The following is a 16,296-nucleotide window of genomic DNA, read 5'->3' on the forward strand; positions in this document are numbered from 1 at the left end:
CTGGAAGGCGCGGCCATCACCGTCGACACCGCCTGCTCCTCATCCCTGGTCGCCGTACATCTGGCCTGCCAAGCCCTGCGCACCGGAGAATGCACCCTCGCACTCGCCGGCGGCGCGGCCGTCATGGCCACCCCGCTTCCCTTCATCGAGTTCTCCAGACAACGCGGCCTCGCACCGGACGGCCGCTGCAAACCCTTCTCCGCCTCAGCCGACGGCACCGCGTGGGGCGAAGGAGCCGGGCTCATCCTCCTCGAACGGCTCTCGGACGCCGAACGCAACGGCCATCACATCCTGGCCGTCATCCCCGGCTCAGCCATCAACCAAGACGGCGCCAGCAACGGCCTCACCGCACCCAACGGACCCGCCCAGGAACGCGTCATCCGCACCGCCCTCACCAACGCCCACCTCTCACCCCAAGACATCGACGCCGTCGAAGCCCACGGCACCGGCACCACCCTCGGCGACCCCATCGAAGCCCACGCCCTCCACAACACCTACGGCACCAACCGCCCCCAAAACCGGCCCCTATTCCTCGGCTCCATCAAATCCAACATCGGCCACACCCAAGCAGCCGCCGGCATCGCCGCCATCATCAAAATGGTCCACGCCCTCAAACACCGACTCCTCCCACAAACCCTGCACATCACCCAACCAACCCCCCACATCGACTGGAACAGCAGCGGCCTCAAACTCCTCACCCGGCCAACAGACTGGCCCGCCACCGACCACCCCCGCACCGCCGCCATCTCCTCCTTCGGCATCAGCGGCACCAACGCCCACCTCATCCTCCAACAACCCCCCGATAGCGCGGAGACCGCACCGGCCGGCGCACAGGTCCCGCGGCTGCCCTGCGTCCTGTCGGCCAGGACGCCGGAGGCGCTGGCCGCGACCGCCCGGCGGCTGACCGCCCACCTCACGGCGCACCCCGAGACCGAACCGGCCACGCTCGGCGGCATCCTCGCCACCGGCCGCGCGCACTTCGCGCACCGTGCCGCCGTCACGGCGAGCGACCGCGACGGGCTGGTCAACGCCCTGGACGCGCTGGCCGAAGACCGCCCCGCACCGGCCCTGGTGCGGGGCGAGGCGAGAACGCCCGGCCGTCCGACCTTCCTGTTCCCCGGACAGGGCACCCAGTGGGCCGGCATGGGCGCCGGGCTGTACGCCGCCTTCCCGCTGTTCGCCGAGGCGTACGAGCAGGTCCGCGCCGAACTCGACCGGCATCTCGACCGTCCGCTGAGCACGGCCGCGGCCGATCCCGAGCTGATCGGCCGGACCGGCTACGCCCAGCCCGCCCTTTTCGCCCTCGAAGTGGCGCTCCACCGGCTGCTGCTGTCCTACGGTCTCCGGCCCGACTACCTGATCGGGCACTCCCTGGGCGAACTCAGCGCCGCCCAGGTCGCCGGGGTCTTCGACCTCGCCGATGCCTGCGTACTGGTCGCCGCCCGGGCCCGCCTCATGGAGAGCGTCGGCACCGCGGGAGCGATGGTCGCGCTGCGCGCCGACCCCGGCGAGGTCGTCCCCCACCTGTCGCCGGAGGTGTCGATCGCGGCGGTCAACGGTCCGGCGGCCACCGTCATCTCCGGCGACGAGACGGCGGTGCTCCGGGTCGCCGACCACTTCCGCGCCGCAGGACGGCAGGCCGAACGGCTGCGCGTGACCCGGGCCTTCCACTCGGCCCATCTCGACCGCGTCCTCGACGAGTTCCGCGAGGTGGCGGCCACGGTCGGGTACCGGGAGCCGAGCATCCCGGTGATCTCCGGCCTGACCGGCACGCCGGACGAGGCCATGTGGCGGGAGGGCCCGGACTACTGGACGACCCAGCTACGGGAGACCGTCCGCTTCATGGCCGGCGTCCACCACCTCCAGGACCGGGGCGTCGGCGCGTACGTCGAAGTCGGTCCGGGCAGCGCGCTCACCGTCGCGGTCAAGGAGTGCCTCACCGGGGAGGAGGTCATCCTCACCCCGACACTGCGCCGTGGCCGCCCGGAACCGGACACCGTGCTCCGAGCCCTCGCCGAACTGCACTGCGAGGGCGTACCCGTGCACTGGCCGCGAACGCCGGCCCGGTTCGCCGAGGACCTCCCGACGTACGCCTTCCAACACCGCCGCTACTGGCTCACGGCCCCGGCCCCGCACGAGACGCCCGAAGACAAGGAGTCCGGAAGCAGCCACTCGCTTCTCGGCACGCGGATGGAGGTCGCGGGAAGCGCCGAGCGCCGGTTCACCCGCTCCCTGCACCCCGATCGAACCGACATCCTGGCCGACCACCGCCTGTCCGGCACCGTCGTGATGCCGGCGGCCGCGATGGTCGAGTGGGCGCTGGCCGCGATCCGCGACGACGACCGCACCGCCTGGCGGCTGGACGACGTCGTCTTCCACCGCCCGATGTCCTTCCCCGGCGACCGTCCCATGACCGTGCAGGCGGTCGCCCTCGACGGCGCGGTCCGCGGCTTCGCCCGCCCCGGCGGCGGCCGGGACGGAGCAGCCGGCGAGCGGTGGCAGGAGTATGTGACCGTCGCGAAGGCGGGGCCTGCCGGCGAGAAGGCGCCGGAGCCGGCGGACGTCGAGGCTCTGCGCACGCGGATGACCGAGCTGGACGTGGAGCAGCTCTACGAGCGGCTGCTGCGACTCGGGCTGGAGTACGGCCCGGCCTACCGTGGGCTGCGCGGGCTCTGGCGGTGCGACGACGCGGCGCTCGCCCGGGTCGAGGGGCCGGGTCCGGGCGAGGGTTGGACGCTGCCCCCGGCCGTGCTCGACGGGTGCTTCCAGACGATGGGGGCGTTCCTCGACGGCACCGGCGCGGTGCCGCTGCCGGTGTCCGTCGACCGGATCACCGTGTTCGACCCGCTCCCCGCGCGGCTGTGGTGCCATGCCCGGCGGCGGGCCGCCGACCGGGCCGATCTCGAACTGCTGTCGGAGTCCGGGCGGCGGCTGGCCACCGTCGAGGGGCTGCGGGTGCGGACCTTCACGCGCGCCGACCTGACCAGCCTGGTCGGGCCGGCGCTGCGCGGCTACCGCCAGGAGTGGAGGCGAGCGGAGGGCCTGCGCGCCGGCGACTGGCCGCCGGAAGGGAACTGGCTGGTCCTGGGGTCGGACTCGAAGACGGCCGGGGAATGGCGCAGAGCGCTGGCCGGGCTCGGCATCGGCCGACCCGGGGCGCGGATCGACGGCCTGCTCTACGTCGGCGTCATGCCGAAGGCCCCGGCCGATCCGCGGGACCTGCCCGACGCCGCCTGCCATCTGGCCGGGAAGGCGGCGGCCACGCTCCAGCGGTTCCTGCGGGCGCACGTCGGCGACGTGCCGCGGATCGTGATCTGCTCCGCGGGCGCCGCCGTGCCGGACCCGGACGGGGACGCGCCCGACCTCGTCCAGACCGTCCTGGCTTCGCTGGCCCGAAGTGTCGCCGCCGAGCACCCGCGGGTGCCCTGCGTACACGTGGACCTGGGCAGGGGCGAAGCACCGCCGCCCAAGGAGATCCTCGCGCGGGCGGTGGCGCTGCCCGGCTCCGGCCACCTCGCCGTGCGGGACGGCCGGTGGTTCGAGGCCCGGCTGGCCGAGGTCGCGGCGCCTCGGCACGCGCCGCCGCCGATCCGTGCCGACGCCACCTATCTGATCACCGGTGGTCGCGGCGGGCTGGGGTCGGCGGTGGCCGGCTGGCTCGCGGACCGGGGTGCCAGGTCTCTGCTGATCCTCGGACGCGGGGCGGAGCACACCGCCGATCCGGCGCTCGCGCGCCTGGGCGTCCAGGTCGAGTACGTACAGGCGGACGTCGCCGATCCGGCGGCCCTCGACAGGGCACTGGCGCACGCCCGCGACGTGCTGCCGCCGATCCGGGGGATCGTCCACGCGGCCGGGCTCGCCGCCGACGCCGCGCTGGTCGACATGACGCCCGACCGCTTCCAGCGGGCGCTGGCCCCGAAGGTCCGGGGCGCGTGGCATCTGCATCGGGCCGCGGACCGGCTCGAACTGGACTTCTTCGTCATGTTCTCGTCCCTCGCGGCCCTGATCGGCTCACCCGGCCAGGCGAACTACATGGTGGGCAACGCCTTCATGGACGCGCTGGCCGAGCATCGGCGGCTGCTCGGCGAACCGGCGGTGAGCATCGGCTGGGGGCCCTGGGCGGAGGTCGGCATGGCGGTCCGGCATGGGGCGCTGGACTCCCTGGCCGCGTCGGGCGTCCAGCCGGTCACTCCGCGGGAGGGCCTTCAGGCGCTGGCCGGGCTGCTCACGGCGGACGGCCCCGTCGGGCTGGGCAAGGTGGACTGGTGGCGGTTCGGTGCGGCGGTCTCCCGGCCGGTCCCGTACGCGCTCCTCACCGATGTGCTGCCGGCGGGACCGGCCGGGTTCCGGGCGGCCCGGGCCGCGGAGCTGGCGCTGCTGGCGGCCCGGGACCCGGCCGCCGCCCGCGACGGCCTGGTCGCCGATCTCGCCGAGCGGGCCGGGTCGCTGCTCGGGCTGGACGAGGCCGGTCGGAGCCCGGACCTCGCGGAGACCCGGCTGAGCGAACTCGGGCTCGACTCCCTGATGGCGGTCCGGCTGCGCGAGCAGATCCTCGCCGACTACCGGGTCGAGATCGCGCCTGACGTCCTGCTCGGCCAGGGCACCGCGCTGAGCGTCGCCGACGCGATCTGCCGGCAACTCATGGTGCGGAGCGTGCTGTCGGACGGAGACCCCGCCGACGGCGACGAGGAGACGGAGGTGCTGGTCCTGTGACGGCCGGCCGGCACGAAGACCCACCACTACCGCGGGAGGACATCATGGAGGCGCGCGATCTCCTCGTCGAGTTGCGCGAGCGCGGCATCAGGCTGCGCCTGACCGAGCGCGGCCTGGAGGTCGTGGCGGCGGCGGGCGCGCTCACCCCCCGGCTCCGCGACGACCTCCGCGAGCACCGCGACGACCTGGTCGAGCTGGTCCGGCGGGCCGGGCCGCCGCAGACGCCGCCGGTGATCGTCCCGGACCCGGGCCGGCGATACGAGCCCTTCGCGCTGACCGACATCCAGCACGCCTACTGGGTGGGGCGCAATCCGGCGGTGGAGCTGGGCGGGGTGTCCGCGCACTCGTACATGGAGGTGCGCGGTCACGGGCTCGATCCGGACCGGCTGACCGAGAGCCTGCGCGGCGTGATCGACCGGCATGACATGCTGCGCGCCGTCGTCCTGCCGGACGGCCGCCAGCGGATCCTCGCCGAGGTGCCGCCGTATGACATCGCCGTGGACGACCTGCGCGGGCTGGATCCGGAGGAGCAGGCCGTGCGGCTCGCGGCCACCCGGGCCGAGCTGGACCACCAGGTGCGGCCGGCCGACCGGTGGCCGCTGTTCGAGGTGCGGATGTCCCGCCTCGACGACCGGACGGCGCACCTGCACTTCAGCTTCGACCTGCTGATCGTGGACGCGCTGAGCGTCGGGATGGTCGTCGAGGAGTGGCGGCGGCGGTACCTGGACCCGAGCTGGGATCCCGGGCGGCTGCCGCTCTCGTTCCGCGACTGCGTCATCGCCGAGCAGGAACTCCGTACCGGCGACCGGTACCGCGACGACGAAGGCTACTGGCTGGACCGGCTCGACTCGCTGCCGCCGGCGCCCGCGCTGCCGCTCGCCGCGCACCCGGCGCAGGTGGAGCGCACGGCGTTCGCGCGGCGTACGGCCAGGCTGCCCGCGGACCGGTGGGCCGCGATCCAGCAGGCCGGGCGGGCCCGCGGGCTCACCCCCGCGACGGTGCTCATGACCGCCTTCACCGACGTGCTGCGCGCCTGGACCGCGCAGCCCGCCATGACCCTCAACCTCACCCTGTTCAACCGGCCCGCCCTGCATCCGCGGATCAGCGAGATCGTCGGGGACTTCACCTCGGTGCTCCTGCTCGCCGTGGACGAGCCCGCGGCCGACGACGCGTTCACCGACCGGGTGCGCCGGCTCGGCCGCCGGTTCGCCACGGATCTGGGGCACGCGGCCTACGGCGGCGTCCGGTTGCTGCGCGAGCGGGCGCGGCGGACGGGGAACCGGCCAGGCGCCGCCATGCCGGTCGTGTTCACCAGCCTGCTCGGCCTGGACTCCTACTCCGGGCTGCGCTTCTTCGGCGACCTCGTCGAGGGGGTCAGCCAGACGCCGCAGGTCTGCTTCGACCATCAGGTGGCCGAGGACCACGGCGCACTGGTGATCAACTGGGACACGGTCGAGGCCCTCTATCCCGCGGAGCTCCTGGACGACATGTTCGCCGCGTACCAGGACCTGCTCCGCCGGCTCGGCGCGGGCGGTGCGGCCTGGGACGAGCCCGGTCCCGCCGTGGAGCTCCCGCGCTGGCAGGCGCTGGAGCGGCTGCGCGTCAACGACTCGGCGGCCGTGTTCCCGGACAGCACGCTCAACGAGCTCGTCGAGGCCCGGGCCGAGCGGCAGCCCGACGCCATCGCGGTGATCTGCCGCGAGGGCGTCCTCAGGTACGACGAAGTGGTCGCGGGGGCGCGCCGGCTCGCCCGGCGGCTGCTGGCGCTCGACGTGCCTCCGGGGAGCCTCGTCGGCGTCGTCCTGGACAAGGGCCTGGACCAGGTCGTGGCGGTGCTCGGGGTGGTGATGGCGGGCGCGGCCTACCTGCCGATCGATCCGCAGTGGCCGGCGGCCCGGCGGGACGACCTGCTGGCGCAGGGCCGGGCAACGGTCGCGGTGACCGACGTCGGGCACCGGGACGGCCTCGACTGGCCGGACGGGCTGAGCCTCGTCACCCTCGCGGATGCCGAGATGCGCGAGGTCGATCCCGGACCGCTGCCGTGCGGCCCGGAACCCGGCGACCTCGCGTACGTGATCTTCACCTCGGGCTCCACCGGCCGGCCCAAGGGCGTGATGATCGACCACCGCGGAGCGGTCAACACGATCCACGACATCAACGCCCGCTTCGGCGTCGGCCCCGGGGACCGCGTGCTCGCCCTGTCCGCGCTGAGCTTCGACCTGTCCGTGTACGACATCTTCGGGACTCTCGCGGCGGGCGGCGCCATCGTCATGCCGTCGCCCGCGGGCGGCCGGGATCCCGGGCTCTGGACCGGGCTGATCCGCCGGCACCGGGTCACGATCTGGAACTCCGTGCCGGCCCTGATGCGGGCGTGGCTCGACGCCGCGGGGCCGGACGGGCCGGACGCCGGGCTGCGGCTGGCGCTCCTGAGCGGGGACTGGATCCCGGTGGACCTGCCGGACGCCGTCCGCGCGCGCTGCCCCGGCATCGAGGTCGTCAGCCTGGGCGGAGCCACCGAGGCGTCCATCTGGTCGGTGCACTTCCCGATCGGGGACGTGGCTGCGGAGTGGACCAGCATCCCGTACGGCCGGCCGCTGGCCAACCAGACGCTGCACGTGTACGACTCCGCCCTCGAACCACGTCCGGTCTGGTGCCCCGGCGAAATCTACATCGGCGGCACCGGCGTCGCCCGCGGCTACTGGGCCGATCCGGAGCTGACCGGACAGCGGTTCGGCACCCACCCGGTGACCGGCGCGCGCCTCTACCGGACCGGCGACCTCGGCCGCTACCTGCCCGGCGGCGACATCGAGTTCCTCGGCCGCCAGGACTCCCAAATCAAGATCAACGGCTACCGGGTCGAACTCGGCGAGATCAGCGCGGCGCTGCGGAGCCGGCCGGAGGTCGCCGACGCGGTGGTGACGTTCGAGCCCAACCCGGCGACGGACCGGAGGCAGCTCGTCGCCTATGTCGTCCTCCAGCCGCCGGGTTCACCGATCGACGCGGGCGCGCTGCGCGAAGCGCTCACCGAGGCGATCCCGTCGTACATGGTGCCCCGGCACTATCTCGCCGTCGACCGGGTGCCGCTCAGCGCCAACGGCAAGGTCGATCCCGCCCGGTTGCCGAGCCCGTGGACGGATTCGGCGGCCCAGGAGCGCGTCCCTCCCCGTGACGCGGCCGAACGGTTCCTGTACGACCTCTGGAGCGACGCGCTGGGCCACGGCGAGTTCGGGGTGACCGACGACTTCTTCGAGCTCGGCGGGGACTCCCTGCACGCCGTCCGCATCCTCGGCCGGATCTCCGCGAAGCTCACCGCCGAGAGCGCGGAGGACGCGCTACAGGCGCTGTTCGACCGTCCGACGATCGAGGGGTGGGCGGGCGCGCTGCGCGGCCTGGGCACCCTCCAGGAGAGCGAGCCCGCATGACCGAGCCGTCCCCCTGGGGCGTGCGATGGTGCCCCGCCCCGGCCGCCGAGGTCCGCCTGTTCTGCCTGCCGCACAGTGGCGGCGGAGCGGCGGCCTACCGGGACTGGGCCTTCCGCCTCGCGCCCCGCGTCGAGGTCGTCGCGGTCCGCCTGCCCGGGCGCGAGACCAGGCTCCGGGAGCGGCCCTACACCCGGCTCGACGAGCTGGCCCCGGCGCTGGTCGGCGGCATCGAGCCGTGGCTGGACCGGCCGCACGCGTGGTTCGGGCACAGCATGGGCGCGCTGATCGCGTTCGAGGTGTGCCGGACCCTGCGCCGGCTGTGCAGGGGCGAGCCGCTCCGCGTGATCGTGTCCGGCTATCCGGCACCGCATCTGCGCCCGCGCCACGGCGCCGTCCACGACGCGTCGGCGGCCCAGGTCGTCACCCGGCTGCGCGAACTGGGCGGCACCCCGCCCGAGCTGCTGGACCACCCCGCGGTGCTGCGGCCGTTCCTGCCGACACTGCGCGCCGACTTCGCGCTGATCGAGACGTACGGATTCCGCCCCGAGCCCCGGCTGGACGTGCCGCTGTCGGTGTTCGGCGGTACGGACGACGCGTTCGCGACCGCAGAGGAGCTCCACGCGTGGGCCGACCATGTCTCGGGCCCGTGTGATGTACGGATCCTTCCCGGGGAGCACTTCTACCTCAACGGCGAGCGCGACCGGCTGCTGGCCGCCATCACCGACGACCTCCTGGCGCCGCGCGTACGGCGCGGCGCCGGCGGATGACGTCAGCCCGCCACCAGGGGCCCCTCTTCCAGATGGCGTATCTCCACCCCCGGCCCGGCGACCTCGGCGAGCCGCTCGCCCGCGAAGACCCGGACGAGCGCCGGGAACCCGTACCGCGGCACCTCACCGCCCTCTACGGTGAGCAGCTGGTACTCGACCAGCCGGGTGAGCACCGTGTCCACGATCGCCGGACTGCATCCGAGGAGCTTCGCGACGTCCCTGGCTCTGAAGCACCGGTCGCCCACCAGCCCCAGCAGCCGGAACGCCCACTTCTCCCGCTCCTTGAGCTTGTCGTAACTGGAGCTGAAGCGGGCCCGGATATCGATGTCCCCGACGCTCAGCTCGCTCAACGGCGCCGGGGACCCGCTCAGTTGCCGGGCGAACAGCCGCAGCGACATCCGCGGTGCCGCCGCCAGCCGGGTGCCCGCCGCGCGGACGGCCAGCGGAAGCCCGTCGACCAGCCGGAGGATCTCCAGCGCCGCGTCGATCTCGGTGTCGACGCGGCCCCGGCCGATGATGTTGGCCAGCAGCCGCAGCCCGTCCCCGGTCGGCAGCGGATCGAGCTGCATCCGCCGGGCCCCCGGCAGGTCGTGCACGAAGCGGCTGGTGACGATCAGCCCGCAGCCCGAGTGACAGGGCATCAGCGCCTCGATCTGCCACACCGACGTGGCGTCGTCGAGCACCATCAGCACCTGCTTGCTCGCACACCACGCACGAAACAACTGGGTGGCGTCCTCCGGATCGAGCCTGCCGCCCGGGGGCACGGCCTTCGCGGCCCGCAGGAACCTGGTCAGCGTCTCGGCCGGCTCGGCCGGCTCGGGCCCCGTGCCCCGCAGCCCGGCGTAGAACTGGCCGTCGGGAAAATGGTGCTTGACCTGGTGGGCGAGGCGGACGGCGAGCGTGGTCTTGCCGACCCCGGGCCCGCCGATCAGCGACACGACCCGGCCCACCGCGTCGCCCTGCTCGCTTCCCGCGCCGCCGACGAGCTGCCGCTCCAGGTAGGCGAGCTCCCGTCGCCGCCCCACGAAGTCGGCGAGGTCCGGCGGGAACTGCGAGGGCGCCCGGCCACCGGAGCGCGTGACGGGGGCGACCTCGGACGACTCGGGCGGGTTCAGCGGCCGCGAGGCGAGGATCGCCTCCTGTAGGGAGCGGAGCTCCAGCGAGGGGTCCATGCCCAGCTCGTTATTGAAGGTCTTCCTGAGCTGGCGGTAGACGTCCAGCGCCTCGTGCGGCCGCCCGGCCAGCGCGAGTACCCGCATGAGCCGGGCGTAGAAGTTCTCGTTGAGCGGATGCGTCATGATGAGCGCCTTCAGCTCGCCGATCAGGCTGCGGTAGTTGCCCAGCCGCAGATCGGCGTCCATCCGCAGTTCGAGCGTGCGCAGCCGGCGCTCCTCCAGCCGCGTCACCTCGGCCGAGATCAGCGTCCCCGCCGAGACGTTGGCCAGCACGGGACCCCGCCATAAGGCCAGCGCGCTGCTGAACGCGGTGCGGGCCTGCTCCAGCCGGCCGGCCACTAGAGCGTTCCTACCGTCCTCGTCGTAGCGTTCCAGCTGGACGAGGTCGAGCTGCTCGCCGTCCACTTCGAGCTGGTATCCGTTGCCGCGTTTGCGGAGCAGTTTGTTCCCAGCGCCAGGGCAATCCTTATCGAGGATCTTGCGGAGTTTGTAGACGTAGGTCTGCAAGGTGGCCAGAGCACTCTCCGGCGGCCGTTCACCCCAGATCTCATCCATGATCGTCGAAACCTGGACCGTGGAGTTGCTACACAGGACGAGTAGCGCCAGAATGACACGCTGCTTTGCCGCCCCAGGGGTGAGATCCCGCCCCCCGCCGATCGTCTCGAGCGGCCCTAGTACACGATATTCCACCGAGAACGCTCCCCTCGCACACCCTGCGCGTTCACCTACGACGCAAGCCCGTTTCCACCTCTTAGCCGAATGGATTCCCCTGGAGGATTTATGGCGTCTGCCGACCGGGCACCCCGGGGATGAGATGCGTACCGGGACCGAGCAGGTGAGGGGACCGAAAAGGATGTTGCGGTTGGCTCCCATAACGGAGCTACATCACTCATCCCAGGTCAACCTCACCACGGTCTACCTCTGGTTAAGATACGATGTCGTCTCTATGGAGTATACGACACAGCCGTCCGTGCGACGCAATACGTAAACTTGAATTTACGCAGAGAGAGTCATTGACTACATGCCATCCCACTCCAGATCGCGACGAAGAGGTGACAGGCTGCTTCAAGCGATCTACGTCAGCACACTCGCCGAGCTCGCCGATACCGGGTTCGGCAAGCTCTCCATGGAGAGAATCGCCGGGCGCGCCAAAACCGGAAAGATGTCGCTCTACCGCCGCTGGCCCAGCACTCAGCAGCTCGTTGTGGATGCCATGCAATATGCACTGTCCAATCTCACCGGCCTCAGCAACGAGTTGCCCGACACCGATGATCTGCGTACGGACCTGATCGCCGTGCTGAATCAAATCCGGCATGTCATGGCCGGGCCCGCCGGTCCGGCCATGATCACACTGCTGAGCGAGCGTACCCGCCACCCCGGACTGCTCGAAGCCGTCCAGGGACGGGCGTTCGGTGTGCACGACCAGATCCTCGCCGTGCTGAACCGGGCGGTCGAGCGCGGCGAGATCCAGGGCGACCGGATCAACTCCGAACTCGCGCACGCCGGACCGGCGTTGATGATCGTGCACTTCATGATGAGCGGCCGGGTACCCAGCGAGGCTCAGGTGGCGGCCATCGTCAACGGGGTCCTGCTGCCCGCCCTCGGCCGGCCGGTCTGATCCCGCTCAGCCCGGCCGGGCGTCCCGGCAGAGGACCTGCCTCAACGCCGCGTCCAGCCGCTCGACGTGATCGGCCGGCGCGTCCGCCGACCGCCATGCCACGAAGCCGTCGGGCCGGACCAGCACCGCGCCCCGGTCGCCGACGCCATAGGCCGATCCGAAACCGCCCGTGATGTCACGCAGATCCCCTTGCGATCCCATCTGGAAGATGCCGAGTCCGACGCCGAACCGTGCGCCGACGTCCACCGCGGCCTTGCGCCAGGCTCCGCCTCCCGGGCCCAGCAGAAGGGTGAAGGAGCCGCCGAAGAGGTCGATCGTCGAGATCGCCGCGCCGTCGCGGTCCACCGGCAGGTGGGCCGCGCGCGAACCCGGGCGGCCCGCCGGCACCCGCGGATCGGTGAACACCTCCCCGTCGTCGTCCGCCCCGTCATCGTCGACGACCGCCGCCGAGCGGTAGCGGTACCCGAACATGACGCTCGCGGCGTCGTGCGGCTGGTAGGGCTCCTCTCCCTCCGGCCGAGCGGTGTGGAACATCGGCGTCCGGGCCACCGCCTCCATCATCGTCCGCTGCCCGACGGGCAGGCGTTCGGCCTGATAGGTGTCGAGCAGCCGCCGGCCCGCCACCCCGGTGTGGACCGCGGCCAGCTTCCAGGCGAGGTTGTGCGCGTCCTGGATGCAGACGTTGCCGCCGAACCCGCCGGTCGAGGGCATGACGTGCGCGGCGTCGCCGACCAGGAACACCCGCCCCTCCTGGATCCGCTCGGCCGCCAGTCCGGCGACCTCCCACGGCTCGACGCCGCGGATGCGCACGGGCAGGTCGGCCACCCCGACCGCCATCCGCACCAGCTCGACACTGCGCTCCTCGGAGAACCGCCCGTCCCCCTCCGCCGGGTCGCGCGGCACGGTGAACTGCCACCTGCCGCCGTGCCGGGGAAGCAGACCCGCGCCGGGGACCCGCTCGATCAGGCAGATCTTGATGCTCCGGCCCCGGACCAGGTCGTCCAGGTCGGCCTCGAACAGGATGCTGGTGCGATGGCCGAAGATCCCCGGCCCCGCCCGGCGGATGCCGAGCCGCTCCCGCACCGGGCTGCCCGCACCGTCGCAGGCGACGAGGCAGGCCGCCCGCACCGTCCGCTCCGCCCCGCTCGTCGCGGAGCGGACGACGGCGGTGACCCCCTCGGGGTCCTGCTCGAAACCCGCGAGCTCCCAGCCGTAGCGGACGTCGGCTCCCAGTTCCCGCGCCTTGGCGAGCAGCACGGGTTCCAGCAGATCCTGGTCGCACATCACCTCGGCGACCGGACTGAGTCCTTCCATCGCCTCCTCGTGCGGCGGGACCAGTTCCTTGAGCTCCCGCCCGGCCAGGCTCTCGGCAAGGATGATCTTCGTGCCCTCGTTCGCGCCGTCGTCGATCTCGGCCAGCGCGGGCGCCAGGCCCACCTGCCGGAACAACTCCACCGACCGGGCGGAGATCCCCCGGATCCGCGGGTGGCGGGAGGTGCCGGGGCGGCGTTCGACCACCACGCAGTCGACGCCCTGGTGCGCGAGGAACATCGCGGTGGACAGCCCGCTGACCATGCCGCCGACGATCAGCACCGGCGTACTCTCGTCCGTCACAGCTCCACTCCCTCGGTCGGCTCGCCTCCTCACGTCATCCGGCGGTCGGCAGCGACGCCGCCTCATGGGAGAACACGACGTCGTAGGCGTGCTGCTCCCCGGTGGTCAGCTCGCCGATCGGCGCGAAGTACGGGAGGACCGCCGGGTCGCGGACCATCGCCTCGAAGTCCTCGCGCCTCTCCCACTGCGTGTAGTCCACGATCAGGTAGCCGTCCACGCTGCGGTGGAAGCTGCTGGACACGTATCCGGGCCGGTGCCGGATGACGTTCTCGTGCGCGGACAGCAGCAGGTCCAGGAGCTTCTGCTGGTCGCGCGGCCTCGTCGGGAACACGTTGATGAACGTCGCGCACGTGCCGTCCACGTCGATCTGCGGCATGGTCGTCCCTCCGGTGTGGTCGTTCACCGCCGCGGAGTACCGCGGCGGACGAGAAAGCGCCGGTGCACCCGTTCGACGGTGGTCCGGGTGATGGGGTCGGACAGTTGCGAGAACCCGTGCGCCCTGGCCCAGGTCGCGTAGTGGCCGGCGGTCGCCCACTCACTGGTGATCAGCCACTGCTGCGGGTCGTCGGCCGACTGGCAGAGCTCCTCGCCCAGATGCCCGTCGGCGGCGGCGACCCGATCGCGGATCGAGTCGTACGCGTCGAGGAAGCGGGCCTCCCCCTCCTCGGCCACCCGGGCGAAGAAGAGGATGCGCACCGATGGCTCGGCCATGTCACCGCACCACCGCGGCGGTGACGACGTGCAGGCTCGTGCCCGGCACCTGCTCGACGCCGGTGAGCTTGAGCCCGGACTGCTCGAACAGGCCGGTCAGGCTGTCCCGCGTGTGCTTGCGGCCGCCGACGTTGAGGAGCAGGAACAGGTCCATCGTCGTGGTGACCTTGAACTCCGAGCTGTCCTCGATCAGGTTCTGCACGAGGACCACGCGTCCGCCCGGCCCGGCGGCCCGCGCGGTGTTCCGCAGCGCGGCGAGCGAGCTCTCGTCGTCCCATTCCAGGACGTTCTTGAAGATGTAGAGGTCCGAGCCGGCCGGGACGCCCTCCCGGCAGTCGCCCCCGACGATCCGGCAGCGGTCGGCGAGTTCGCCGCCGTCGCGGAGCTCGGCCAGTGCGCCGCCGACGACCTCCGGAAGGTCGACGAGCGTCCCGCGCAGGCCTGGATCACGCCGCAGCAGCGTGGCGAGGAGATGTCCCTCGCCGCCGCCGACGTCGGCGACCGTCCGCGCGTCCCCCAGGTCGAGGGCCGCGGCGACCAGATCGGAGGTGAGCCGGCTGGACTGCGTCATGGCCCGGTTGAAGACCTCGGCCGACCGCGGGTCGGTCTCCTTCAGGTGCTCGAAGAACTCCTGCCCGTAGATGTCGGGGAACACGGCCTTGCCGGAGCGCACGGCGTCGTCCAGGCACGGCCAGGCCTCCCAGGTCCAGGGTGCGCTGGCCCACAGCACCATGTACCGCATGCTGCGCGGGGAGTCCTCGCGCAGCAGCCGGGACAGTCCCGAGTGCTCGTAGCGGCCGAGCGACACCTCGGTGAACACGCCGTGCGCGGTCAGCGCGCGCATGAGCCGGTCGAGGGTCGGCGCGTCGGCGTCGACGGCGGCGGCGAGCTCGGTCGCGGTCATCGCGCTGTCGCCGAGCGCGTCGGCGACACCGAGCTTCGTGACGGCGCGGAGCTGCGCGGCGAAGCCCAGGCTCATGGCGAGTTCGCGCACCCGGGTCGCGTCGGCGGAGGCGGCGGTGGCGCTCATCGGGTCGGCTCCATCGCCTCGTCGGCGGTGTCGTCGCCGCGCGCCAGACCGGACACGAGGGTGACGAAGTCGACGTGGGCCGGGAAGTGCTGCTGCGGGTCGATGATCGCCTGCGCGCCCTTGTGGTACTCCTCGCGGCTCTTCGTCCGGTCGTAGAAGAAGCGCACGAACTCCAGCAGGGCGGACAGGAACGACCGGTAGGAGTCCTCGTACTCCTTGAAGACCCGCGCCTCGCTGTCCGGCTCGACCAAGGCGGCGTGGACCGCGCGCTCGACCGTGCTCGCGCCGCGCATCGCCAGGGTGACCCCGGTCGACAGCAGCGGATCGATGAACGCGGCGGCGTCGCCGCACAGGATCCAGCCGGGGCCGGAGAAGCGGTCGCAGACATAGCTCCAGTCGCGTGCCGTGCGGTAGCCGCTCACCCGGGTGGCGTCCTCGGTCAGCCGCTTGACCTCGGAGGACTCCGAGATCTGCCGCTCCAGCATCTGCTCCGGGCTGAGCCCGCTGACGGCGAGCTCCGAGCTGAGCGTCACGTACCCGATGCTGGTGGTGCCGTCGCTCAGCGGGATGAACCAGAGCCACCCGTGCGGCATGTTCTCGGTGAGGATGTTCCCCGCCAGCTCGCCCTCGTAGCGGCCACAGCCCTGGTAGTAGCTCCAGGCCGCGATGTTGCGCAGGTCCTCGTGCCATCCGACGATGTCGAAGTGGCGGCCGAGCCACCGCTGCTGCCCGCTGGCGTCGATCACCATCCGCGAGGCCACCTCGATGTCGGCGTCCTCGCCGCGGATCCGGTACCGCAGCCCGGTCACCCGCTCGCCGTCCGCTACGGGCTCCCTGACCGTGGCGTCCTCCACCACGTGGACTCCGAGCTCGCGCGCGTGCTGGAGCAGCATCATGTCGAAGTCGGCGCGGCGCACCTGGAACGCGTGGTCGTACTTGCCGTCACCGGTCTCGGAGAACTTGAACGACCAGGGCTTCAACGGACCCTGGCCCCACCGCAGACTGCCGCCGTACTTGCGCTGGAAGCCCATCGCCTCAAGCCTGTCGTGCAGGCCGAGCCGGTTGATCGTCGGCCAGATGCCGGTGATCAGCGACTCGCCGATGTGGTAGCGCGGGAACTTCTCCCGCTCGACGAGCAGAACGCTGTGCCCGTCGAGCGCCAGCAGCCCGGCGGCCGCGGAGCCGGCCGGGCCGCCGCCCACCACCACGACATCGTATTCGGAGTTGACCTGCTTCATTGCGAGAC

General features: G+C 72.3%; 10 protein-coding genes. 4 read left to right on the plus strand and 6 right to left on the minus strand.

The genetic code is table 11. The features are described from left to right. From E1300_RS27015 to E1300_RS27025, 3 genes are all read left to right on the plus strand, one after another. The coding region (locus E1300_RS27015; protein WP_131759886.1) for a type I polyketide synthase at nt 1-4,713 on the plus strand (4,713 nt) is incomplete at its 5' end. Nucleotides 4,714-4,757: 44 nt separating this feature from the next. Further along, nucleotides 4,758-8,135, plus strand: a complete 3,378-nt coding sequence (locus tag E1300_RS27020) for a non-ribosomal peptide synthetase (protein WP_131759887.1) — start codon at nt 4,758-4,760, stop codon at nt 8,133-8,135. Beyond that, complete coding sequence (locus E1300_RS27025; RefSeq protein WP_131759888.1) at nt 8,132-8,902, plus strand: thioesterase II family protein; 771 nt, start codon at nt 8,132-8,134, stop codon at nt 8,900-8,902. Before E1300_RS27020 ends, E1300_RS27025 begins: the two co-directional genes overlap by 4 nt. A 2-nt stretch (nt 8,903-8,904) precedes the next feature. On the opposite strand, the gene E1300_RS27030 is transcribed toward E1300_RS27025, so the two are convergent. Then, nucleotides 8,905-10,950 carry an AfsR/SARP family transcriptional regulator gene (locus tag E1300_RS27030; RefSeq protein ID WP_131759889.1) on the minus strand — a complete coding sequence of 682 codons (2,046 nt, stop codon included), beginning with the start codon at nt 10,948-10,950 and terminating at the stop codon, nt 8,905-8,907. 148 nt (nt 10,951-11,098) lie between these two features. Between E1300_RS27030 and E1300_RS27035 the strand changes: the two genes are divergently transcribed. After that, nucleotides 11,099-11,695: a TetR/AcrR family transcriptional regulator gene (locus E1300_RS27035; protein ID WP_131759890.1), complete on the plus strand. Its 597-nt coding sequence runs from the start codon at nt 11,099-11,101 to the stop codon at nt 11,693-11,695. A 6-nt stretch (nt 11,696-11,701) separates the two neighbouring features. Here E1300_RS27035 and E1300_RS27040 read toward each other — a convergent pair whose 3' ends face one another. From E1300_RS27040 to E1300_RS27060, 5 genes are read right to left on the minus strand one after another with little or no spacing between them, the layout of a single operon-like run. Further along, the gene (locus E1300_RS27040) at nt 11,702-13,309 is read right to left on the minus strand and encodes an FAD-dependent monooxygenase (protein ID WP_165503022.1); all 1,608 of its coding nucleotides are present in this window, start codon (nt 13,307-13,309) and stop codon (nt 11,702-11,704) included. Between the two features lie 34 nt (nt 13,310-13,343). Then, nucleotides 13,344-13,712, minus strand: a complete 369-nt coding sequence (locus tag E1300_RS27045; RefSeq protein ID WP_131759892.1) for an antibiotic biosynthesis monooxygenase family protein — start codon at nt 13,710-13,712, stop codon at nt 13,344-13,346. Continuing rightward, a complete protein-coding gene (locus E1300_RS27050) occupies nt 13,709-14,020 on the minus strand; it encodes an antibiotic biosynthesis monooxygenase family protein (protein ID WP_131759893.1) in 312 nt (103 codons plus the stop codon). Before E1300_RS27050 ends, E1300_RS27045 begins: the two co-directional genes overlap by 4 nt. 1 nt (nt 14,021) lies before the next feature. Then, entirely contained in the window at nt 14,022-15,050 is a 1,029-nt protein-coding gene (locus E1300_RS27055) for a methyltransferase (RefSeq protein WP_207399975.1), read from the minus strand. Beyond that, on the minus strand, nt 15,047-16,288 hold the full coding sequence (locus E1300_RS27060) for an NAD(P)/FAD-dependent oxidoreductase (RefSeq protein ID WP_131759894.1): 1,242 nt from the start codon (nt 16,286-16,288) through the stop codon (nt 15,047-15,049). The genes E1300_RS27055 and E1300_RS27060 overlap by 4 nt, the downstream gene beginning before the upstream one ends. Between the last annotated feature and the right edge of the window lie 8 nt (nt 16,289-16,296).

It is taken from the genome of Actinomadura fibrosa, assembly GCF_900659615.1.
GTDB lineage: Bacteria > Actinomycetota > Actinomycetes > Streptosporangiales > Streptosporangiaceae > Spirillospora > Spirillospora fibrosa.

Excerpts from the sequence above, each read along its gene's own strand:
- E1300_RS27020 (WP_131759887.1), top strand. The coding sequence starts at position 4,758 with ATGGAGGCGCGCGATCTCCTCGTCGAGTTGCGCGAGCGCGGCATCAGG.
- E1300_RS27025 (WP_131759888.1), top strand. The coding sequence starts at position 8,132 with ATGACCGAGCCGTCCCCCTGGGGCGTGCGATGGTGCCCCGCCCCGGCC.
- E1300_RS27030 (WP_131759889.1), bottom strand. The coding sequence starts at position 10,950 with ATGGGAGCCAACCGCAACATCCTTTTCGGTCCCCTCACCTGCTCGGTC.
- E1300_RS27035 (WP_131759890.1), top strand. The coding sequence starts at position 11,099 with ATGCCATCCCACTCCAGATCGCGACGAAGAGGTGACAGGCTGCTTCAA.
- E1300_RS27050 (WP_131759893.1), bottom strand. The coding sequence starts at position 14,020 with ATGGCCGAGCCATCGGTGCGCATCCTCTTCTTCGCCCGGGTGGCCGAG.
- E1300_RS27055 (WP_207399975.1), bottom strand. The coding sequence starts at position 15,050 with ATGAGCGCCACCGCCGCCTCCGCCGACGCGACCCGGGTGCGCGAACTC.
- E1300_RS27060 (WP_131759894.1), bottom strand. The coding sequence starts at position 16,288 with ATGAAGCAGGTCAACTCCGAATACGATGTCGTGGTGGTGGGCGGCGGC.